The 21,028-nt window shown below is 66.8% G+C and carries 24 protein-coding genes; 13 read left to right on the top strand and 11 right to left on the bottom strand.

What is annotated here, in order from left to right:
- Positions 1-8: 8 nt before the first annotated feature.
- Positions 9-863, bottom strand: a complete 855-nt coding sequence (locus JOF56_RS52435) for an AraC family transcriptional regulator (RefSeq protein WP_209646902.1) — start codon at positions 861-863, stop codon at positions 9-11.
- 595 nt (positions 864-1,458) lie between these two features.
- On the opposite strand from JOF56_RS52435, the gene JOF56_RS52430 reads away from it, so the two are divergent.
- A complete protein-coding gene (locus tag JOF56_RS52430) occupies positions 1,459-2,085 on the top strand; it encodes a hypothetical protein (protein ID WP_209646901.1) in 627 nt (208 codons plus the stop codon).
- Here JOF56_RS52430 and JOF56_RS52425 read toward each other — a convergent pair whose 3' ends face one another.
- From JOF56_RS52425 to JOF56_RS52405, 5 genes are all read right to left on the bottom strand, one after another.
- Positions 2,086-2,466: a hypothetical protein gene (locus JOF56_RS52425; RefSeq protein WP_209646900.1), complete on the bottom strand. Its 381-nt coding sequence runs from the start codon at positions 2,464-2,466 to the stop codon at positions 2,086-2,088. It abuts the gene before it with no gap.
- A 67-nt stretch (positions 2,467-2,533) separates the two neighbouring features.
- Positions 2,534-3,250: an ABC transporter permease gene (locus tag JOF56_RS52420; RefSeq protein ID WP_209646899.1), complete on the bottom strand. Its 717-nt coding sequence runs from the start codon at positions 3,248-3,250 to the stop codon at positions 2,534-2,536.
- Positions 3,247-4,194, bottom strand: a complete 948-nt coding sequence (locus JOF56_RS52415) for an ABC transporter ATP-binding protein (protein ID WP_245378774.1) — start codon at positions 4,192-4,194, stop codon at positions 3,247-3,249. The genes JOF56_RS52420 and JOF56_RS52415 overlap by 4 nt, the downstream gene beginning before the upstream one ends.
- Complete coding sequence (locus JOF56_RS52410) at positions 4,191-5,060, bottom strand: ABC transporter permease (RefSeq protein WP_209646898.1); 870 nt, start codon at positions 5,058-5,060, stop codon at positions 4,191-4,193. The genes JOF56_RS52415 and JOF56_RS52410 overlap by 4 nt, the downstream gene beginning before the upstream one ends.
- Entirely contained in the window at positions 5,053-5,964 is a 912-nt protein-coding gene (locus JOF56_RS52405) for an ABC transporter ATP-binding protein (RefSeq protein ID WP_209646897.1), read from the bottom strand. The genes JOF56_RS52410 and JOF56_RS52405 overlap by 8 nt, the downstream gene beginning before the upstream one ends.
- A 153-nt stretch (positions 5,965-6,117) precedes the next feature.
- Between JOF56_RS52405 and JOF56_RS52400 the strand changes: the two genes are divergently transcribed.
- Genes JOF56_RS52400 through JOF56_RS52390 form a run of 3 tightly spaced genes read left to right on the top strand, consistent with a single transcriptional unit; the run spans position 6,118 to position 9,253 of the window.
- On the top strand, positions 6,118-7,506 hold the full coding sequence (locus tag JOF56_RS52400) for an alpha/beta hydrolase (RefSeq protein WP_209646896.1): 1,389 nt from the start codon (positions 6,118-6,120) through the stop codon (positions 7,504-7,506).
- A 20-nt stretch (positions 7,507-7,526) separates the two neighbouring features.
- Positions 7,527-8,624 carry a sensor histidine kinase gene (locus JOF56_RS52395; protein WP_209646895.1) on the top strand — a complete coding sequence of 366 codons (1,098 nt, stop codon included), beginning with the start codon at positions 7,527-7,529 and terminating at the stop codon, positions 8,622-8,624.
- Complete coding sequence (locus JOF56_RS52390) at positions 8,621-9,253, top strand: response regulator (RefSeq protein ID WP_209646894.1); 633 nt, start codon at positions 8,621-8,623, stop codon at positions 9,251-9,253. The genes JOF56_RS52395 and JOF56_RS52390 overlap by 4 nt, the downstream gene beginning before the upstream one ends.
- Before the next feature lie 51 nt (positions 9,254-9,304).
- On the opposite strand, the gene JOF56_RS52385 is transcribed toward JOF56_RS52390, so the two are convergent.
- Complete coding sequence (locus JOF56_RS52385) at positions 9,305-10,726, bottom strand: LVIVD repeat-containing protein (RefSeq protein WP_209646893.1); 1,422 nt, start codon at positions 10,724-10,726, stop codon at positions 9,305-9,307.
- Between the two features lie 130 nt (positions 10,727-10,856).
- On the opposite strand from JOF56_RS52385, the gene JOF56_RS52380 reads away from it, so the two are divergent.
- The gene (locus JOF56_RS52380) at positions 10,857-11,459 is read left to right on the top strand and encodes a DUF305 domain-containing protein (RefSeq protein ID WP_245381086.1); all 603 of its coding nucleotides are present in this window, start codon (positions 10,857-10,859) and stop codon (positions 11,457-11,459) included.
- On the opposite strand, the gene JOF56_RS52375 is transcribed toward JOF56_RS52380, so the two are convergent.
- Positions 11,456-11,971, bottom strand: coding sequence for a hypothetical protein (locus tag JOF56_RS52375; protein ID WP_209646891.1), 516 nt, complete (start codon positions 11,969-11,971; stop codon positions 11,456-11,458). The two genes, JOF56_RS52380 and JOF56_RS52375, sit on opposite strands and share 4 nt — an antisense overlap.
- A gap of 222 nt (positions 11,972-12,193) precedes the next feature.
- Here JOF56_RS52375 and thrS point away from each other — a divergent pair, with 222 nt between their 5' ends.
- Together thrS and JOF56_RS52365 are read left to right on the top strand one after the other, a co-directional pair.
- Positions 12,194-14,209, top strand: coding sequence for a threonine--tRNA ligase (gene thrS / locus JOF56_RS52370; RefSeq protein ID WP_209649015.1), 2,016 nt, complete (start codon positions 12,194-12,196; stop codon positions 14,207-14,209).
- Complete coding sequence (locus tag JOF56_RS52365; protein ID WP_307855679.1) at positions 14,206-14,754, top strand: HIT family protein; 549 nt, start codon at positions 14,206-14,208, stop codon at positions 14,752-14,754. Before thrS ends, JOF56_RS52365 begins: the two co-directional genes overlap by 4 nt.
- Before the next feature lie 104 nt (positions 14,755-14,858).
- Here JOF56_RS52365 and JOF56_RS52360 read toward each other — a convergent pair whose 3' ends face one another.
- Both JOF56_RS52360 and JOF56_RS52355 read right to left on the bottom strand, forming a co-directional pair.
- Positions 14,859-15,215: a DUF397 domain-containing protein gene (locus JOF56_RS52360; protein ID WP_209646890.1), complete on the bottom strand. Its 357-nt coding sequence runs from the start codon at positions 15,213-15,215 to the stop codon at positions 14,859-14,861.
- A complete protein-coding gene (locus JOF56_RS52355) occupies positions 15,212-15,946 on the bottom strand; it encodes a DUF5753 domain-containing protein (protein ID WP_209646889.1) in 735 nt (244 codons plus the stop codon). Before JOF56_RS52355 ends, JOF56_RS52360 begins: the two co-directional genes overlap by 4 nt.
- Between JOF56_RS52355 and JOF56_RS52350 the strand changes: the two genes are divergently transcribed.
- Entirely contained in the window at positions 15,929-16,096 is a 168-nt protein-coding gene (locus JOF56_RS52350) for a hypothetical protein (protein ID WP_209646888.1), read from the top strand. The two genes, JOF56_RS52355 and JOF56_RS52350, sit on opposite strands and share 18 nt — an antisense overlap.
- 129 nt (positions 16,097-16,225) lie before the next feature.
- On the opposite strand, the gene JOF56_RS52345 is transcribed toward JOF56_RS52350, so the two are convergent.
- Positions 16,226-16,774 carry a YceI family protein gene (locus JOF56_RS52345; protein ID WP_209646887.1) on the bottom strand — a complete coding sequence of 183 codons (549 nt, stop codon included), beginning with the start codon at positions 16,772-16,774 and terminating at the stop codon, positions 16,226-16,228.
- Between the two features lie 90 nt (positions 16,775-16,864).
- Here JOF56_RS52345 and JOF56_RS52340 point away from each other — a divergent pair, with 90 nt between their 5' ends.
- The 5 genes from JOF56_RS52340 to JOF56_RS52325 all read left to right on the top strand — a co-directional run bounded on the left by JOF56_RS52340 (position 16,865) and on the right by JOF56_RS52325 (position 21,023).
- The gene (locus JOF56_RS52340; protein ID WP_209646886.1) at positions 16,865-17,359 is read left to right on the top strand and encodes a MarR family winged helix-turn-helix transcriptional regulator; all 495 of its coding nucleotides are present in this window, start codon (positions 16,865-16,867) and stop codon (positions 17,357-17,359) included.
- 64 nt (positions 17,360-17,423) lie between these two features.
- Positions 17,424-18,035, top strand: coding sequence for a phosphatidylinositol phosphate synthase (pgsA, locus tag JOF56_RS59235; RefSeq protein ID WP_307855678.1), 612 nt, complete (start codon positions 17,424-17,426; stop codon positions 18,033-18,035).
- Positions 18,032-18,934: a phosphatidylinositol mannoside acyltransferase gene (locus JOF56_RS59230; RefSeq protein WP_307855677.1), complete on the top strand. Its 903-nt coding sequence runs from the start codon at positions 18,032-18,034 to the stop codon at positions 18,932-18,934. Before pgsA ends, JOF56_RS59230 begins: the two co-directional genes overlap by 4 nt.
- A complete protein-coding gene (locus JOF56_RS52330) occupies positions 18,934-20,064 on the top strand; it encodes a glycosyltransferase family 4 protein (RefSeq protein ID WP_209646884.1) in 1,131 nt (376 codons plus the stop codon). Before JOF56_RS59230 ends, JOF56_RS52330 begins: the two co-directional genes overlap by 1 nt.
- Positions 20,061-21,023, top strand: a complete 963-nt coding sequence (locus tag JOF56_RS52325; protein ID WP_307855676.1) for an NUDIX hydrolase — start codon at positions 20,061-20,063, stop codon at positions 21,021-21,023. The genes JOF56_RS52330 and JOF56_RS52325 overlap by 4 nt, the downstream gene beginning before the upstream one ends.
- The last annotated feature ends 5 nt before the right edge of the window (positions 21,024-21,028 follow it).

Below are 21,028 nucleotides of genomic sequence, written 5' to 3'. Positions count from 1 at the left end.
CAAAACGCTCAGGCCTTACGCAGCGCACCCGGCGTCGTGCCCAGATGAGTACGCATCACCCGCGTCAGATGTTCCTGATGAGTGAACCCGCACCGCACAGCGATCTCGGCGATCGGCGCCGCGCTGGTCCGCAGCAGAAGCTCCGCCTGCCGCAAACGCATCCGCAGCAGGTACCGATGCGGCGCAACGCCCGCCGTCGCCTTGAACTGCCTGGAGAACTGACTGACCGACAGCCCGGCGACACCGGCCATATCGGTCAGCGGCACCGGTTCGGCCAGCCGTTCCGCCAGCAGATCCCGCACCCGCCCGAACTGCCGCTCGGACAACCCAGCCGGTTTCGGCCGCGGAGCCGACCGCCCCAGACTGTGCTTGTGCGCCAGCTGCGTGGCCACCATCGTGCTCAACTGGTCCACATAGGTACGCGCGCTCGGCTGCCAATCCCGCATCGCCGAGTCCAGCGCCAATGCCAGCTGCGCCAACAGCGGGTCGGTCGTCCCCAGCTCCTCGGCCAGCCGAACCGGCTTGTCCCGGTAAGCCTGAAGCGCCGCATCCGAAAGATAGAGGTGCAACGTCTCCAGCTCGCCACCCAGCTCAACCGACAACCGGCCATGAGCAGGCTGCAAGAACATCTCACCGGCCTGAACCGTCTGGGGCGCGGCCCGCCCCCGCCGCACCGAAACCGGCCCGGCCAGATGCAGAATCAGCTGATGGCTCGCGGCCCCGCCGAACTCGGCGGCATAAGGCCGCTCCCGCTGCTTGGAAACATAGACCTGCTCCCACCCAAGCCCCGCACTCGTGCGCTCGGGCCGAACCCAGGGCAGAGCCAGAATACCGTTGGTATCAGCCAGGCCCAGCTCCGCCATCAGCCCAGCGTAGTGGAACTGCGTTCGAGACTATGCCCACAGTGAGTCTCAACTGTGACGAAAACAACCCGCAGCATGGATGACCGGGTCGGCGTTTCCGAAAGTTGCCATGGTCGGAAAAGCACGCCGGTCCGAGAGTTGCGCCCGCCACGAAAAGCGCGCAGTCCATCGCATGGGGAATCCGCCAGAGGGACCCCTGATTTCAACGTTACTGCAGGGGGCTGACAGTTTTGGTGTTTGGCCAGGTCAGGGTGGGGTTGGGGCGCAGTGGGCTGAGGGGAAGACCGGTGCGTGCAACCATCTGGTGGTGGTGCTTCGTCATGGGTGCATGGGGACACGGCTGGGTATTTTGTCGGTGCTTGTGATGGTGGTTGTTGCGGGTTGTGGGGCGAATGAGATTCCGGTGGAGGAGAGGCGGACGCCTGGGCCGCCGGTTTGGGTTGAGGCTGTCTGCCCGCCGGGGTCGGTGGAAGGCGTGTTGGGGGCGGAGCCTGTGCGGCGTGGGGGTGTGCCGGCTGATTTTGTGACTGTGGCGGTGATGCAGTGCCGGGTTGATTTTCGGAGTGTGGCTGGTGAGGGGCAGTGGGCGGTTGCCGTGACCGAGAAGGCTGAGACGCCGGCGGCTGATCTGGTGGCGCAGTTGCGGCGGCCGTCGGAGCCGAGCAGTAACAGGCCGTGCACGGCAGAGGGGATTGTCCTGCCGTACTTCACGCTGATCAATGCCGAGGGGAAGGCCGTTCTGCCTGAGATTCCGGCCGATGGGTGTGGGAAGCCTCGGATTGAGGCGCTCAGTGCGCTGAATGCGTTGCCGTACAAGCCTGTTTTCGAGAGTCCGGTGCGGCAGGTGCAGAGTCAGCAGTCGATCGACACCGGCTGCGACCAGGCCTGGAAGGATCTCCTGACGATCGACTTGAACTCGTACAAGCCTGGCCCGGCCACGAAGGTGTGGCCGGCGGCCGGGCAGGTCCGGGTCTGTGTGTACCAGTCCGAAGGTGGGATCGGGAAACTTGTTGCCGGTCACTCGGTCACGACGGACCAGGTGTCCGCTTTGGACAGTGCAGGACCGGCGGCGCCGTGTCAGGCCAAGCACACCAGGTTCGCGACGTTGACTGCTGACAACGCGCAGGCGATGGCCGAACTGGACGGCTGCCATCGGGTGATACGTCCGGACCAAACGCTTGGCCAACTCGACGCGGCGTCCGTCGCCGTACTCGCCAAGTAGTCACCGCAGGCTGCGGATCACGAGATTGGTCAGCGGCACCAGGAGCCACATTATTGCTGCGATCGCCGGCACGGCGAGCAACGCGTGCGTGACCCAGGCTCCGAGGAGTGTCGGGCCGCCCCACGCCCCCGCTTCATGTCCCTCAACCCAGAAAGCGCCGTACGTCGTGATCCGGCCGATCAGGTAGAACACAAGCAGTGACAGCAGAACGGAAACGAATGCCGCTGCCATCGTAACCGGACGCGGTGGTCGTCTGCCGGGGGATCCGAGCCGGTGGGCCCATTGGCGGCGCTTGCCTGGCCCGACGTACATGAACACCAGCCGCCGCCAGCCGTCCGCACCGAGCGGCCGCAACAAAGAAGAAGTGGTGGTCGTTGCCATGCCCTTGAAACTATGGGCCGGCAGCGACCACCACCATCCAGTCAACCGGTGGGGGACAACCCCCGGGTCAGCTGGTCTCCCCGGTCAGCGCGAACGAACGAAGCCGTTGCGTGGCAATGACTGTGCCCAAAGCGATGAACGCGACCGCGAGCACGGACGCTGTCACCGCTGACAGGTTCGAGTTGAGCAGCAAGGTGTCGCCCGAGAGGCCGTCCGCGAGCGTCACTGAGTACTGCTGGATGCTCAGCACGCGCGCCCCCGACACGAACTTCACCAGCAGGTTCTCCCACAGCATGATGTAGATCAGGCCGATCGCGACCGGCCGCCGTGACATCAGCGAGAGCGCCAGGAAGAAAGCGGTGTACGCCAACGCCCCCACCAGCGCACCGAGCCCTAGCCCCAAGCCCAGCGCCACCGAATCCACCATGATCCCGCAGATCGCCAGCGGCACAGCCGTGGCCACTCCCGTGACGCCCCACGCCACGACCAGCTTGGCGATGATGATCTCGCTGCGGGGCAACGGTTTCGCCAGGATGTGCGTGATCGTGCCGTCTTCGATCTCCAGGCCGAGCACGCTGCTGCCGACGATCAGCGCGGTCAGCGGCAGGATGACGCCGAGGCCGAGTTCGCCGAGGATGATCGGCGCCCACTGCTCGGCGGAGTCGCCGGTCGAGAGGCCGATCAGCGTGAGCCCGATCATCAGCGCGGGCATGGGCAGCAGCAACAGGACCCGCCGCCGGCCGAGCAGGGCCCGTGCGGTCAGTCCGGCGATCGTGAGGTTCATGACGCCACCAGGTAGGAGAAGACGTTTTCCAGGGACTCGTCCGACGGCATCACCGCGGTCAGCCGGATGTCCTTGTCCCGCGCGACTTTGCTCAGCGCGCGGGTGAAGGTTCCGTAGTCGTTCGCGCGGACCTGCAGGCCGGTCGGTTCCAGCTCCACGCCGGACACCGAATCCAGTTCCATCAGCACCGCACCGAGTTTCCGGTTGTCCGAGGACTGGATCATGAACACGTGCGGCCGGTTGGTCATGAGCCTTCTGATGTGCCGGTAGTCGCCGGACGCGGCCAGCCGGCCCGCCACGATCACCTGCACGGTCCCGGAAAGCTGTTCGACCTCTTCCAGGATGTGGGAGCTGAACAGAATCGTGCGGCCCTGCGAAGCCATGCCGTGCAGCAGGTCCATCATGTGCAGACGCTGGCGCGGGTCCATGCCGTTGAACGGCTCGTCCAGCAACAGTACCGCGGGATCGTGCACGAGCGCGGCCGCGACCCGGGTGCGTTGCCGCATTCCCTTGGAATAAGTGGAGATCCGCCGATCCTTGGCGTCGTTCATCTCCACGATCCCGATCGCCTTGGCGGCCGCTGCCGCCGGATCGGGCAGGCCGTGCAGCTTCGCGCTGGCGAGCACGAACTCCCACGCGGTGAGGAAACCCGGGACGCTCTCCCGCTCGGTGACCAGACCGAGATCCTTGTACACGTCAGGGTTACGCCAGCTGGGGCGCCCGTTCACGGTCACAGTTCCCTGTGACGGCGGCAGGAAACCGGCCATCATGTGCAGCACGGTTGTCTTGCCCGCGCCGTTGGGTCCGAGCAGGCCGGTCACACCAGGACCGATCGTCAGGGTGACGTCGTTGACCGCAACCACGTTGCCGTACCAGTGCGACACACCGGCGAGTTCCACAGTGGACATATTTGTCTTCGCGGGTTCCGTAGCGATGGCGGTCATGCCTTTACCTTCTTGTAACGCCACATCAACAGGGCGGTGCCGAGGGCGGTGAGCAGGAGGGCGGTGATGCCGTAGATCGGTCCGGCGGAGCCGATCCGGGTCATCTCGTCGGTCACCTCGCCGCCGGAGCTGAACAGCCAGGAGTCCACGCCGTTGAGCAGGCTGACCGGGTTGATCAGGCCGGCCAGTGAGGAGCCGTCGCCCTCGCCGAATGACTGCAGCGCGCCCGCGACCGGCGCTGTGAGCAGGAAGACCCCGATGATCAGGCCGGTCGCGAACACCCGGCGGCCGGTCAGCGATGCCAACGGCAACGCGATCGCGGCGACCACGACGGCGTGCACCAGAGCCGCACCGACGCCGGGCGCCAGGTCGCCGAGCTGTGTGAACACCTCGCCGATGTCGGGCGCGCTGAACGCCATTCCGACGAACATGATCAGCAGCGGCCCGGCGAACATCACGAAGATCGCGGTGATCAGCGCGGCGAACTTGGCCAGCGCGTAGTCGGTCCGGTGTGGTGGACGCGAGAAGTACAGCGGCAGCAAGCTGTTGCGCAGATCGCGGGAGACCATCTCGGGTGCCACGATCGCGGCGAACGCGGTGATTCCGTAGCTGAACGTCGACACGATCCCGACGTAGGTGATCACCGGCTCAGGCAGCTGGCTGCTGACCACGACCAGAATCAGCGACGCGATGCACCCGAGCGCGAACATCCCGGCCGGCAGCAGTTTCGCCTTGGCACTGCGGCCGATGCCGAACGCGCTGCGGACACTGTGGACATAGATCGAGCGCGCCGCGTAACGGCGGCCCAGTCGGACACCTTCGTAACGCTGGTATCCGATGTCATGGATCACGCCTGCCTCAGGCATTGCTGACCTCCTCCCGGAACAGGTCCGCGACCTGGTGGCGGTGCTGCTCCAGGCGGTGCAGCGAGAGATCCAGGTCGGCCACGGCGTCCCGGATCGTGTCGAACGTGCTGTCCCCGGCCAGCGTCACCATCAGCACGCGTTCCTTGCGCCGCACCGAAAGCCCGGACCCGGTCAGCCGGTCGGCGAGCATGTCCTCCCCGTCGTCGACCTCGATCATCAGCATGTCGCTGTGCTGGGTCATCGACGACAGCGACGCCGACCGCAACAGCCGGCCGCCCTCGATGGCGACCAGGGAAGTGCAGATGCGCTCGATCTCGCCGAGCAGGTGCGAGCAGATCACCACGGAGATCCCGAACTCCGTGCCGATCCGGTGCACCAGCGCCAGCATCTGCCTGCGGCCTTCGGGATCCAGCCCGTTGGTCGGCTCGTCGAGCAGCAGCAGTTCCGGGTCGTGCACGAGTGCCTGTGCGAGCTTGACCCGCTGCTTCATACCGGTCGAGTAGCCACCGATCTGCCGGTATCGCTCCTCGTACAAACCCACGTGCCGCAACGTCTCCGACGCGCGCTCTCGTGCCGCTGCGGGCGGCAGCCCGCTGACACGGCCCATGTGGGTGACGAACTCGGCCGCCGACAGGTCAGGCGGGAGACAGTCATGTTCAGGCATGTACCCGACGCGCGCCCGTACGGCGTCGCCGTCGGCGAGCGGATCGAGTCCCAGTACCCGGATCTTGCCGCCGGTGGGCTCCAGCAGGCCGAGCGACAGCTTGATCAGCGTGCTCTTGCCCGCGCCGTTGGCCCCGACCAGCCCGACTATGCCGGGCTCGATGTCCACCGTGAGATCGGCCAGGGCGGTGACTGTGCCGCCATACCGTTTCTCGAGTGACTCGGTCTCGATGAGATTCACAGGTCAGCACGTTACGGACCGTGTCGTGATCGGACATCCGGCACGGCCCCTGAAAACCCGCCGTTCCGCCCCTAGGGGACGTCCCCTCCACAGCGCTGAAGATCTGTCTTTCGGCAGACGACATCACCGCTGCCCCGCGGCCAGGCTGCAGTCATGATCAAAGCGTTCATCACCGCCGCCGTGCTCGCCACAGCGGTCGTGCCCACATCGGCGGCCGCGGCCGCGGCCGACCTCGACTGGCGGGACTGTGGAAACGGGCTGCTGTGTGCGGAAGTCGCCGCGCCCGCGGACTGGTCGCGGCCGGCCGGGGACCGGATCAAGATCGGGCTGGCCAAACTGCCTGCCCGCGACCAGTCCCGCAAGATCGGCACCCTGGTACACAACCTGGGTGGCCCGGCAGCGGTGATCGAATACCTGCCAGCGCTCAAGGACGCCTACGCCGAGCTGACCGAATGGTTCGACGTGGTCGTGTTCGATCCACGCGGCATGGGCGCCAGCAGCAACGTTTCGTGCCCGCAGCCGCCGCCGTACACCCTGCAATGGGCTTATCCCAGTCGTTCGGACTACACCGGGTTCGCCGACGCGAACCGGTTGTTCGCCGCACAGTGCCCGCCCGCGCCGTTGCGCCTGGACTCATGGCAGGTCGCCCATGACATGGAGGCGATCCGGATCGCGTTGAAGCAGCGCAAACTCAACTACTTCGGCAACTCGTACGGCACGGTCTTCGGCCAGGCGTACGCCGAGCTGTACGGCCGCAACGTCGGGCGGATGTACCTCGACAGCGTGGTCGACCATACGAACCCGGACTTTTCTTCTTGGACGGCAGCGAAAGCGGCTACCTCGGAGCAGAACCTGCGGGAGTTCACGCGGTGGTGCGAGCGTGAGGAGGCGTGTGCGCTGCACGGCCAGGATGCCATGGCTGTGTGGGACCGGGTGGTCGAACGGGCCATGCGCGAGCCGATTCCGGCGCCTGGGGCGGCGATGCCGGCGAGTGCGGCGTTGATCGTGGGGCAGGCCAGAGTGCAGGACCACAGGAAGTGGCCGGAGTTCTCTCGTGCGCTCGCCCAGGCTGACGCGGGGGATGGCAGCGCGTTCGTGCCTCCGCTCCCGCCGCCGCCCGGTTCGCTGGGCTCGGACATGTCCAGGGTCATGTACTGCGCAGATTTCCCCTACGAGACCAGGTATGACGCCCTCAAGCAGGTCGAAGGCAAGTTGCGGGCCACGGTCGCCCCGCACATCGGCTGGGCACACGCGTGGAGCCACGCGGCAGTGCACTGTGCGGGTCTTCCAGCCAGGCATACGTTCCCGCCACACCGGATCCAGCCTGCGCAGCTGCCGCCGGTCCTGATCGCCAGCGGAAGCGACGACCAGACGACGCCACCAGAGCACGCTCAGCGCGTCGCCCGGCAGTTGCCTGGTGCGCGATACCTGCCTGCCAAGGGCAATCACGCGCTGTACGTGAGCGGAAATCCCTGCGTGCGGCAGTATGTGCACCAGTACTTACGAACTGGTGCGTTGCCTGGCGAGAGCACGCGCTGCTGACTGGGTGAAAGTGCGCTGCCATGCATGACCGTGTCCGTGATCCGGCTGTGGCGACGGCTTGTGCCGTCGTGGTTTTCGCGCTGGCTGTGGCGGAAAGAGCACCAGCGTCTCTGCTGGTGCTCGCCGTCATGAGCGTGGTTACGGCGGCGCCGCTCTTACTTCGTCGGCGGATGCCGTTGACCGTCGCGGTCCTTACCGCTGAGCTGATGCTGGTCGTGCTGTGGTTTCCGCGCTGGTCGGGTGGTTTGGCCGCCGTGGTCGCCTTCGGCTCGGCGGCTTACCACAGCCCTCACATCGGCCGTGTGTTCGCGGTGTCTGCCTTCTGCTTCGTCGCACCAGGCCTGGTAGGAGCCCGATCGGGATCCAGCGTTTCCGCGCCCTCGATCGTCGGATTCGGCACGACCCCGTTCACGCAGGCTCTCTTGATCGGTATCGCCCCTGTGGCCATGGGCTATGCGTTGCGGCTGCACCACGAACGCGCCGCTCAGTTGGTGCGCCTGCAGCAAGTGGAGGGACAGCGGGCGATCGCGGACCAACGCACCCGCATCGCGCGTGAAGTGCACGACGCGGTCGGCCATCATCTGACCGCGATCCAAATGCAGGCGAGCGCGGCTCGGCATGTCCTGCGTGAGGTTCCGCCGGTGGCTGACCGCGCGTTGCACACCATCGAAGGCTCCGCGACCTCCGCCTTGCGTGATGTCCGCACAATCCTGGCTTTGTTGCCTGCCGACGGCACCATGCTGATCCACGCCGAAGCCCTCGCCGCCCGGCTGGCCACGCCCTCGTGTGACATCAGTGTCAGTGTGGAGGGTTCGCTCAGCGGTCTTCCGCCCGCTGTGGATCACGGCGCGTACCGGCTGCTTCAGGAGGCCCTGACGAATGCCGTGCGGCACTCCGGTGCCACGCACATCAGCGTGACCATCCGCCGTACGCCACAAACCGTGACCACGACCGTCGAGGACAACGGGCCGTCCACAGCTTTTTCGGCTGAGGGACAAGGCATCCGTGGCATGCACGAACGCGCGCAGCAACTCGGCGGCTCGGTCAGCATCGCGTCCAGGCAACCTCACGGCTGGCAGGTCGAGGCCGTACTACCCGTCTCAGGAATCACACCATGACCATCCGCGTGCTGATCGCCGACGACCAGCCCGAAGTCCGTTCCGCTCTCCGGCTCGTCCTGGACGCCGAACCGGATGTCGAGGTGGTCGACGAGGCCGGGGACGGCGCCGAGGCGGTCCGGCTCGCCCGGCAGTCGAGCCCGGACGTCGCCGTGATCGACATCAGAATGCCCCGGCTGGACGGGATCGCGGCGATCCGTGCGCTGACTGACTGCGCCACCATCGCACTGACCACGTTCGACCTCGACGAGTACCTGTTCGGAGCGCTGCAGGCAGGCGCGACGGGTTTCCTGCTCAAAGACAGCGGGCCACTGCTGCTCCTGGACGCCGTCCGCGCCGCCCACCGCGGTCATGGCCTGATCGACCCGCGGCTGACCCGCCGGGTCATTCGCCGGTTCGCCGCGTTGAGCCCAAGCCCTGCCACGGCCGCGCTGAGCCGCCTCACCGCCCGCGAACACGACGTCCTGCTGCACCTCGCCGACGGCCTCAGCAACGCCGAAATCGCTCGCACGCTGTGGATCGAGGAGGGCACAGTCAAAACACACGTCGCCCGCATCCTGGCCAAACTCGGCTTACGCACCCGGGTGCACGCCGTCATCTACGCCTACGAACACGGTCTGACCAAGTAAAAAGCCGGTGCGAACTTCGGAAAGTCCGCACCGGCTTCTGGTCGGCGTCGATCACCAGTTGTGATACTGGGTCTGCGCGTTGAGCTCCTTGAGGTGCACGAACTTCGCGCTCAGCACCCGCGGGTCGGTGATCTCCAGGACGTCGAGGCCCTTCTCGATGTCCGAGGAGTAGATCTGGCCGTTGTAGTAGTACGCCGACCATGGTCCCGCGGTGGTGTCCAGCGTGGTGTTGATCGGGCCACGCTCGAAGAAGCCCAGCTCCTTGGGCTTGCGCGAGTCGGTGAAGTCCCACACCGAGATGCCGCCCTGGTACCAGGCCTGGACCATGATGTCCTTGCCCAGCACCGGGATCAGGTTCCCGTTGTGCGCCACGCAGACCTCGGTGTCGGCGTTCGGCCGCGGGATCTTGAAGTAGCTGCGGAACTCCAGCTTGCGGTTGTCGCCACGGCCGGTGATGTCGTAGACGCCGTCCGCACCGCGCTCCGGACCGATCGTGTCGTTGCAGGTGGCCCGGCCGCCGCCGCCCAGTTCGTCGGTGAAGACGACCTTGGTGCCGGCGTTGTTGAACGTCGCCGAGTGCCAGAACGCGAAGTGCGCGTTGTCCTGCACGCGGTTGATCATGCGAGGCCGCTCACGGTCGGAGATGTCGAACAGCACGCCGTCACCCATGCAGGCGCCTGCTGCCAGGTCCTTCGCCGGGTAGACCGTGATGTCGTGACAACCGGTCGTCGCCGATACCGTCGGGTTCGGCCACGGCGCGGGCGCGCCGGGGTTGCCGCCGTCCGGGAACAGCACCGGCTTGGCCACCACCGCGGCGGCCGCCGGGTTCTTGACCGGCACCTTGATGATCGAGATCAGGTCGTGCGGCGGCTGGCAGTCGGGGAACTCCGGCCGCGGTGAGTACGACGAGACGTACAGGTACAGGTCCTTGCCGCGCTTGTCCGGCACCAGCGTGTGGGTGTGCGAACCGCAGTTCGTCTCCACCGCGGAGACGTACTTCGGCGACTTCGGGTCGCTGATGTCGAAGATCTTGATGCCCTCCCAGGAGGACTTCTCCGAGGCGGGCTGCGAGACGCTGTTGCACGACGCGTCACTGCGGGACGAGTCGGTGGACAGGAAGACCAGGTTGCCCGACACGGACACGTCGTTCTGTCCGCCGGGGCAGGAGACCTGGCTGATGATCTTGGGTTTCCGTGGGTTGCGGATGTCGTAGATGGTGAAGCCGAAGTAGTTGCCGACAATCGCCTTGTCGCCACTGAACGCCATATCGGTGTTCAGCGCGTCCGGGGTATTGAACGGTGCCTGTTTCGGCAGGTTGGCCAGCTGGCGCATGTTCCAGCTGTGCCGGATCTCGTCGATGCCCGGGATCTCGTAGCTGTCGCCGGGCGCTGCCGAGGCTGGTGCGCTGATCACCATCGGTAGCGCTACTGCCGCGGCCGCGAGCAGAGTGAGCGCTCTACCTTTCGCCCCCATTGCAGGCTCCTCTCGCCCACTGCTGGACACGGTGGGTGGCCACAGTATTGCGGATCGTTTAGCTGCGGAAAGCATCCGAAAGTAGGAAACCCACACGATGGCGCTCCGGTACGTTCAGGGCGTGCGCAGGATGTGGGTCGCGGGCGCCGTGCTGGCGCTGGCGTTGACCGGTTGTACGGAGCACCCTTCGGAAGAGGGCCCGAGCGTGATCGTGCCGGGTCTTCCCGGGGAGCCTGCGAAAACGCTGCCGCAGTCGGAGGCGGCGCAGGCCGCGCCGAAGCAGCAGCCGAACGCCGCGGACTTCCGCTACGTCAAGATGATGATCAAGCACCATGAGCAGGCGCTGGAGATGACTAGCCTGGTGTCGTCCCGCGCGGTCAACGAGACGCTCAAGTCGTTCGCCAGCCGGATCGCCGACACGCAAGGTCCTGACATCAAGGCGATGAAGGCGTGGCTCACGCGTGCGGGTGGCGGCCCGGCGCACGACGAGAGCCACGACCAGATGCAGGGCATGGCAACAGCCGAACAACTCGCCGCGTTGAAGGCGGCGAGCGGTCCGGCGTTCGACAGGATGTTCCTCGAGCTGATGACCAAGCACCACGAAGGCGCCGTGGTCATGGCCACTGATCTGCTCCAGACCGGGTCGGACGTGTTCGTCGAGGAGATGGCCCAGGACGTGATCTCGGCCCAGCAGAAGGAGATCGGCCAGATGAAGACGATGCTTGGTGCTTAGCTCGGTGTCGTTGTGGTCGGCGGCGTGGACGGTGTGGAAGGGTTCGACGGGTTGGCCGGCGCCTGCCGTGGCGGACGCTGCTGCCGTGGGCCCCTGTCACCGTCCCGGAAATCGCGGTACGGACCGAAGTCTCCGCGCGGGCCGCCTGGGCCACCGCGGAACTGTCCGTGGTTGCTGAAGCCGCCCCCGCGCGGTCCGTCGCGGTCGAGCAACGCCACGGCGCCACCACCGACGACCAGGCCGACGAGGCCCGCGGCCACGATTTGCGTCGCACGGTGCCGGGCGAACCGTCCGAACCCTCCTGGCTGACGCGGCGGGGCAGGCGGCACAGGTGGCGGTGGGGGAGGCGGAGCCGCGGCCCCGTGCTCGGTGGTTGTCTCCTCGGCCGCAGGTTCCTCGGGCTTGTTGGGCGGTGTGGTGGCCTGTTGCGCGGGAGCTTCGGATGGCCCGTCCGGAGCGGTGGGCTGCGCCGGCTCTTCCGGCTGCCGCGGTTTGATGGGTTCGTCGGACACTGGGTGCTCCCTGACTAGCGAAAATTCGGTGACCAGTCCAGGTTCACCCGCGTTACTGTGCGTCAGCTGTGTGAAACCTGTCCAAGAGGTATCAGCGGGACCCACCCAGGGCAGAACCCACTGGTCGGGGACTCGATACCATGCGTTCCCAGTACTCAGACTTCGTGAAGGAGCAAGACCGTGTCCCAACCTCCCGCCGTCCTGGCCGCACCTCCACAGCGCGTGGTGGTTACGGCAGGGACTACGGCGAGCACCGCCGTGCGGGAGGCCGGGCTGCCGACCAAAGGCCCGGACGCCATCGTCGTCGTGCGCGACCCCGAGGGCAGGCTGCGTGACCTGTCCTGGGTGCCCGAGGCAGACGTCGAGGTCGAGCCGGTCGCGGCGAACACCGACGACGGCCGCGGCGTGATCCGGCACTCCACCGCGCACGTGCTGGCCCAGGCCGTCCAGCAGATGTTCCCCGAGGCGAAGCTGGGCATCGGCCCGCCGATCAAGGACGGCTTCTACTACGACTTCGACGTGCCCAAGCCGTTCACCCCGGAGGACCTGCAGGCGCTGGAGAAGCGCATGAAGCAGATCGTCAAGGGTGCCCAGCGGTTCTCCCGGCGCGTGGTGGAGTCGGTCGATGCCGCCAAGGACGAGCTGAAGGCCGAGCCGTACAAGCTCGAGCTGGTGGATATCAAGTCCGATGTGGACACGTCCGAGGTGATGGAGGTCGGCGGCGGCGAGCTGACGATCTACGACAACCTCGACCCGCGCAGCGGCGATCTGGTCTGGGGCGACCTGTGCCGTGGCCCGCACGTGCCCACGACCAAGTTCATCCCGGCGTTCAAGCTGACCCGGTCGGCGGCCGCGTACTGGCGCGGCAGCGAGAAGAACCCGCAGCTGCAGCGGATCTACGGCACGGCCTGGGAGTCCCAGGAGGCGCAGGACGAGTACCTGCGGCTGCTGGAGGAGGCCGAGAAGCGCGACCACCGCAAGCTGGGCAACGAGCTGGACCTGTTCAGCTTCCCCGACGAGATCGGCTCCGGCCTGGCGGTGTTCCACCCCAAGGGCGGCATCGTCCGGATGGCGATGGAGGACTACTCACGCCGCCGGCACGTCGAAGAGGGCTACGACTTCGTCTACTCGCCGCACATCACCAAGGGCGCCCTGTTCGAGGTCTCCGGGCACCTGGACTGGTACCGCGACGGCATGTACCCGGCGATGCATCTGGACGCCGAGCTCAACGAGGACGGCTCGGTCCGCAAGCCGGGGCAGGACTACTACCTCAAGCCGATGAACTGCCCGTTCCACGACCTGATCTTCCGGTCGCGCGGGCGTTCCTACCGTGAGCTGCCGCTGCGGATGTTCGAGTTCGGCTCGGTCTACCGCTACGAGAAGTCCGGTGTGGTCCACGGCCTGACCCGGGTGCGCGGCATGACGCAGGACGACGCGCACATCTTCTGCACGCCCGACCAGGTCCGCGATGAACTCAAGTCGCTGCTGACCTTCGTGCTGAACCTGCTGCGCGACTACGGCCTGGACGACTTCTACCTGGAGCTGTCGACCAAGAACGAGGAGAAGTACGTCGGCTCCGCCGAGATCTGGGAGCAGGCCACCGAGACGCTGCGCTCGGTCGCCGAGGAGTCCGGCCTCCAGCTCGTGCCCGACCCAGGCGGCGCGGCCTTCTACGGCCCGAAGATCTCCGTGCAGGCGCGCGATGCGCTGGGCCGTACCTGGCAGATGTCCACCATCCAGCTGGACTTCAACCTGCCCGAGCGCTTCGAGCTGGAGTACACGGGCCCGGACGGCTCGCGCCGGCGGCCCGTGATGATCCACCGTGCCCTGTTCGGATCGATCGAACGGTTCTTCGGCGTCCTGACCGAGCACTACGCGGGCGCCTTCCCGGCCTGGCTCGCGCCGGTGCAGGTGGTCGGTATCCCGATCGCCGACGAGCACGTCGAACACCTGCAGCAGGTCTCGAAGGCCCTGCAGTCCCGCGGCGTACGCGTCGAGCTGGACTACTCCGACGACCGGATGCAGAAGAAGATCCGCAACCACACCCTGCAGAAGGTCCCCTTCATGCTCCTCGCGGGCGCGAAGGACGTCGAAGCGGGCGCGGTGTCGTTCCGCTTCCGCGACGGCACCCAGATCAACGGCATCCCAGTCGACCGCGCAGTGGAAACGATCATCGCGTGGATCGATCGCCGCGAGAACAGCTCGCCGACGGCCGAAACCGTCCAGGCGACGCTGTGACAGACCCCGAACTGGTCGAGCAGCAGGGCGTCGGCGAACCCGACGCCCTGCAACGCCTCTGGACCCCGCACCGGATGGCCTACATCAAAGGCGAGAACAAGCCCGAGGACGGCGCCGCCGAAGGCTGTCCGTTCTGCCAGGTCGTGGAGCTCGACGACGTCTCAGCGTTGATAGTGGCCCGTGGCGAACTCGTCTACGCACTGCTGAACCTGTACCCGTACAACCCAGGCCACCTCATGGTCGTGCCCTACCGCCATGTCGCCGACTACACCGAACTGTCAGTCGCGGAGACCCTGGAACTGGCCGAGTTCACCCAGCGAGCCATGCGTGTCGGCCGAGCCGTCGCCGCTCCGCACGGCTTCAACATAGGCATGAACCAGGGCGTCATCGCCGGCGCCGGAATCGCCGCCCACCTGCACCAGCACCTGGTCCCCCGCTGGGGCGGCGACGCAAACTTCATGCCCGTGATCGGCCACACCAAAGTCCTGCCCCAACTGCTGGGAGAGACCCGCCAACTACTGGCCGACGCGTGGAAAACCGAGTAGAGCGCAGCGGGCTTGTGATCGGTTTTCCAACGGCGACCCAGCAATCCGGAGCCTTTTAAGTACACCTTGAACGGGCGGGGTCCGGCTCGGCTTTGCCGGTTTGGTCAGGCGATGGCGCGTCGAGGGGTGAAATCGAACTCGCCGTCGGCTGCTCCGGCGAGGAAGGCGGACCACTCGCCTTTGTCGAAGCGCAGCTCGACGTCGGTGGTTAACGACCTGACGAGAGTGTCGGTGCCGGCCTTGGTGATGGAGGCGATCCCGTTCGCGCTTGTGGCGCTGTCTTCGGAGGCGTCGCGGACGAAGGCCGTCCAGGCATGGTCAGGGAAGGCGATCGTCCCTGCGGCTGGGTGCTTGCTGTGCCGGATGACGACGCCGTCGGCGGCCGGGGCGACCTCGACGCAGTTGCCGGTGCCAGTGCTGTAGCTGCTCTTGCGCCACGTGGTGGGGGAGTCGGTGGTCATCGTAGGTCCTTGATCACATCGTGGATGAGGTCCAGTGATTCTCGTGCAGGCAACGCCTGACTTTGCACTGAGCCGAACGCGTGCAGGTAGCTACGGATCACGCCGTCACGCTCGTGCACTGTCCAGGATGTCACTCCGTCGACATAGATGGCTTCAGGGTCGGCCTCATCGGGCCACTGGATGATCACGAACGAGTCGCCGAGGGCTGCGTGCGCGTCGGCGGTGAACGGGACGATCTGAACGGTGACATCATGCTCGCGGACCACGCGCGTGATGTGCCGCAGTTGCTCGCACAGGATGGCGGGGCCGCCGACCTGCTGGCGGATGGCGGCCTCTCCCACGATCGCGGTCAGCCGCTGGCCCTCGCGGAGCCGTTTCTGGCGTTTCATTCGCAGTTCGAGGTAGCGGTCGATGTCAGAGACTCGAATGTGGGGCGAGACAGCGGTGATGACTCGCTCGGCGTAGTCGCGGGTCTGGAGCAGGCCGGGGATGACCTCGCCTTCGTAGGTGCGGATCCAGGAAGCGTCGGTTTCCAGTTCGATGAGCATCTGCACTGCTTCGGACAGGATGTCGCCGTAGTCCTGCCACCAGCCGGGTTCTTCGGCTTTGCGGCGCAGCGTGTCCAATTGGGACGCCACGTCGGCGGGAATGCTCAGCGCATCCACAGTCCGGGCCAGAACGCCCTGGGACACGGCCAGGTCGCCGCCTGGGGCATGGCATTCGACGACCATGCCGAAGTCGTCTCAGTCGAACGAGGGCTGCGAATATGCCTGCCGGCGCCGGAAGACGTGTTGTACATGTTCAAGGTCGGCAGCCGCATCCAGGCTCGCCTCGTGTGGGTCAACCCGCACGAGGCCCCGCTCGATGGCGAAGCCGACTGAAACGGTGCAAGCGGATGGCGTGCCGTGACCGCACGCCATCCCCGGCTGCCAAAAGGGTGGCCGGCATGGTGACCGGCCACCCGAACTTGTTGCGTTGGCACGCAAATATGGAGTTTTCAGAGAGGGAGCTCAGTCGGACTTGCGGCCGGCCTCGATCTCGAGGTTGATCTTGATCTTGTCGCTGACTACCGCGCCTGCGCCGCCGCCGTGGACGCCGAAGTCCTTGCGGCTGATCTCGGTGGAGGCGGAGATGCCGACGACCGGGGAGCCGTCCATGCCGTCGCCGAAGCCGTTGATCTCCAGGTCGAGGGTGACCGGCTTGGTGACGCCGCGGATGGTCAGGTTGCCGTCCAGCAGGAAGTCCTCGCCGTTCTGGCGCACGCCGGTCGACACGAAGGTGACCTCGGGGTGCTCGTCGGTGTGCAGGAAGTCCTCGCCCTTGACGTGGGCGTCGCGCTGCTCCTGGCGGGTGTGGAAGGAGCCGGCGTCGATGGTCGCGGTCACCTTCGAGTCGAGCGGGTTCTCGGCGGTCACGATCTCGCCGGAGAAGGTGTTGAACTGGCCGCGGACCTTTGAGACACCCAGGTGGCGGACGGTGAAGGAGACGTCCGAGTGGATCGGGTCGATGGCCCAGGTTCCGGTCACGTAGCCGGGGATGTTGATGGTGGGGGTGCTCATGGCTCTGTCCTTCGGATTGGCTGCTTGAAACTTCAACCAGACCATAGCGCGACTTAGTTTAGAGTTCAACCATGAGGTAGAGTGGGGACCATGACAGAGGTCCGGTGGCTCGATGCGCGCGAACAGTCCGTCTGGCGTGTCTTTCTTACCGCCACCGGCTCCTTCATGGAACACCTTGACCGGCAGATGCAGCGTGACTCCGGCATGCCGCTGGCCTACTTCGAGATCCTCGCGGTGCTCTCGGAGATGCCCGGCCGTTCGCTGCGGATGAGCGAGCTGGCGGCCATGTGTCGTTCGTCTCGCAGCCGCCTGTCGCACGCGGTGTCCCGGTTGGAGGAAGCCGGATGGGTACGGCGCAGGGCCTGTGAGAGCGACAAACGCGGTGCGTTCGCCGAGCTGACCGACGAGGGTTTCAAGGTTCTGGAGAAGGCCGCTCCCGATCACGTCGGCGCCGTCCGCCGGCACCTGTTCGACGTGCTCACCCCCGAGCAGCTCACCCAGCTCGACGGCATCATGACCGCCATCCAGACCGGGCTCACCCCGCAGTGTGACCAGGCCAAGGCGGAGCTGCGGGCCGAGTTCTGAGCGTGCGTCCCAGCGGTTAGGCTGCGTGTGGCCAGTTCAGACCACGATCCAGGGTGCCCGCCGAGTGCTGAATATCTTCGCCCGTGCGTCAGTCTCGCGCGTGACTGATCCGATCGGCGCATGGCTTGTCAAGATCGGCCTGACGCCCAACGCGATGACGGTGATCGGCACGCTCGGTGCGGTCGCGGGCTCCCTCTGGTTCTTTCCCCGCGGCGAACTGCTCACGGGCACGTTCGTTGTCTGGGGCTTTGCCATGCTGGACCTGCTCGACGGCGCCATGGCCCGGGCCAAGGGCAACGGCACCAAGTTCGGTGGCGTGCTGGACTCCAGTTGCGACCGGATAGCCGACGGCACGCTCGGCGCCGCCGTGGCCTGGTACTGCCTGGTGGTCGCGCAGAACATGACGCTGGGTGCCGCCGCGCTGATCTGCCTGGTCAGCGGGCAGGTCATCTCGTATGTCAAGGCCAGGGCCGAGGCGTCCGGCCTGCACGCCGATGTCGGCATTGTCGAGCGCGCGGAGCGTCTGATCATCACACTGGTGGGGACGGGCCTGGTCGGTCTGGGCGTGCCGTACGCACTGCACGTGGCGCTGTGGCTGCTCGCGGTGCTCTCGGCGATCACGGTGTTCCAGCGGCTGGTCGCGGTCTGGCAGGCGGCGCAGGAGGAAATGGCGTGAAGGAACGGCTGGTGGATGCCGCGTACGCGGCTGGGTGGGGTCTGGTCAAGTCGCTGCCTGAGGGCTTGGCGCGTAAAGCCTTCCAGAGCGGCGCGGATCTCGCGGCGCGCCGCAACGGCTCAGGCCCCCAGCAGCTGCGGCGCAATCTCGCCAGGGTCGTGCCCGGTGCCGGGCCACAGGAGCTCGACGATCTCGTCCAGCAGTCGCTGCGTTCGTACGCGCGCTACTGGAAGGAGACGTTCCGGCTGCCGAACACGCGGGCCGAGGTGATCGCCGAGCGGATGAACGAGCACGTGACCGGCCGAGAGAACATCGACGAGGGGCTCGAACGCGGCAAAGGCGTCGTGATCGCCCTGCCGCACACCGGCAACTTCGACGCATCCGGCATCTGGGTGGCCCAGAACTACGGCAGGTTCACTACAGTCGCCGAGCGCCTCAAGCCGGAATCGCTGTACGAGCGGTTCCTGGCGTACCGGCGGTCGCTGGGGTTCGAGGTGCTGCCGCTGACCGGCGGGGAAACGTCGCCGTATCGCGTGATGGTCGAACGGCTCAAGGAGAACGGGATCATCTGCCTGGTCGCCGACCGGGACCTCACCAAGATGGGCGTCCCGGTGACGTTCTTCGGTGAGGAGACCAGGATGCCGGTCGGCCCGGCCCGGCTGGCCGCCAGTACCGGCGCGAGTCTCATGGTCGTGGACAACCTGTTCGTCGGGGACGGCTGGGGTGCGCGGTTCCACTCGCCGCGGCTGGTCGAGTCGCGCGCGCATGTCCAGGCCGCGACCCAGGCACTGGCCGACAGCTACGCCAAGGACATCTCCGAGCACCCGGCCGACTGGCACATGCTGCAGAAACTGTGGCTGGCCGACCTCTCCGACGCCCGCCGGGAGGCGCTGGGCTGATGCGGATCGGCGTGGTGTGCCCGTACTCCTTCGAGGTGCCTGGAGGAGTGCAGGCCCACGTCGTGGACCTGGCCAGGGCGCTGCGCCGGATGGGACACGAGGTGGACGTGCTCGCCCCGGCCGACGAGGACACGCCGTTGCCGGATTTCGTCCAGCCCGCGGGCCGGGCGGTCGGCATTCCGTACAACGGTTCCGTGGCCCGGCTGTCGTTCGGGCCGGTGTCGTACGCCCGGGTCCGGCGCTGGATCCGTGAGCACGACTTCGACGTCGTGCACCTGCATGAGCCGATCGCGCCGAGCCTGTCGTTGCTGGCGCTGATGATCGCCGACGGCCCGATCGTGGCGACCTATCACACGTCCACCACGAAATCCCGGGCGCTGAACGCCTTCCAGGTCGTGCTGCAGCCGTTCCTGGAGAAGATCACCGCCCGGATCGCGGTGTCCGCGCTGGCGCGTCGCGTGCAGGTGGAACACCTCGGCGGCGACGCCGTACAGATCCCCAACGGCGTCGACATGGGCTTCTTCGCCGACGCCAAACCGCTGGACGGCTACCCGCGCGAGGGCCCGACGATCGGGTTCGTGGGCCGGTTCACCGAGCCCCGCAAAGGCATGCCCGTCCTGCTGGCAGCGCTGCGACGGCTCGTGCCGCTGCTGCCGGATCTGAGGCTGCTCGTCGTCGGCCGCGGTGACGCCGACGACCTGATGCGGGCGGCCGGTCCGGAACTCGCCGACCGGATCGACCTGCTCGGCCAGGTCGACGACGAGACCAAAGCGCGTGCGTTGAGCAGCGTCGACGTGTACTGCGCGCCGAACACCGGCGGTGAGAGCTTCGGCATCATCCTGATCGAGGCCATGGCCGCAGGCACACCCGTGGTGGCCAGCGACCTGGACGCGTTCCGTCGCGTGCTCGACGACGCCACGGCCGGTGTCGTGACGCCGGTCGGCGACTCGACGGGGTTGGCGAATGCGCTGCACGAGGTGCTGACTGACCCGTCGCGGCGTGCTGCGCTGGCCGCTGAGGGCAGTAGGCGGGTGGCGGCGTTCGATTGGTCGGTAGTCGCGGACCAGGTGCTACGTGTGTACGAGACAGCGATCGCGGCTGACCCCAGGCATGTCGGTGAGGCGCTGTGATTGCCCTGCTGATCGTCGCGGGCGTACTGCTCCTGATCCTGGTCGCGTGGTTGATGGCAACCGCGAACCGTTTGGACCGTCTGCACATTAGGACTGACGCGGCATGGGCAGCGTTGGAGGCTGCGCTCGGCAGGCGTGCTGTCGTGGCCAGAGCCGTTGCGGCGACGGTGGATACGGGCTCGTTGCGCGAGATCGCCGACCACGCCGAACACGCGGCACGGCCTGACCGTGAGGCCGCGGAGAACGAGCTGAGCAGGGAACTGGCCGCGGTGGAACGGGTCAGACTGCCGTTGGCGCTGGTCGCCGAGCTCAGCGATGCCGAACAACGCGTGGTGATCGCGCGCCGCGTGCATAACGACGCCGTACGGGACACGCTGACGCAACGCCGTCGCCGGACGGTCCGTTGGCTCAAGCTGGCAGGCACCGCGCCGCAGCCGGAGTACTTCGAGATCGCCGAGCCCGAGCTGAACGGCGACGCCGCGCCTGTGCCACGGCCGTCAGCGCGCGTGCTCCTGCTCGACGGCGAAGGCCGTGTGCTGCTGTTCCACGGGGGCAACCCGAGCGACGAGAACGACACTTTCTGGTTCACCGTCGGCGGGGGAGTCGAGCCACACGAAGACATCCGCGCCGCCGCAGTCCGGGAACTGTTCGAGGAGACCGGGATCAAGCTGGCCGACGACGAGCTGACCGGGCCGGTGTGGCGGCGGCGCGTGGTGTTCAGCTTCGACGGCCGCAGTTACGACGCCGAAGAGTGGTTCTTCGTCGCCACCACACCGACGACCACAGTGGACACTTCAGGCTTCAACCGGATCGAGCTGGACACGATCGACGAGCATCGCTGGTGGAGCGCAGCCGATCTGCGCTCCACCACCGACACCGTCTACCCCGTCCAGCTCGCCGACCTGCTGCCCGAGTTGCTCGCCGCCGAGTGGGACGGCCGCACGAAATCCGTCCGCTGATCGGT

Source organism: Kibdelosporangium banguiense (genome assembly GCF_017876405.1).
In the GTDB taxonomy this organism is placed as follows: domain Bacteria; phylum Actinomycetota; class Actinomycetes; order Mycobacteriales; family Pseudonocardiaceae; genus Kibdelosporangium; species Kibdelosporangium banguiense.
This window is presented reverse-complemented; position numbering and strand designations above follow the sequence as displayed.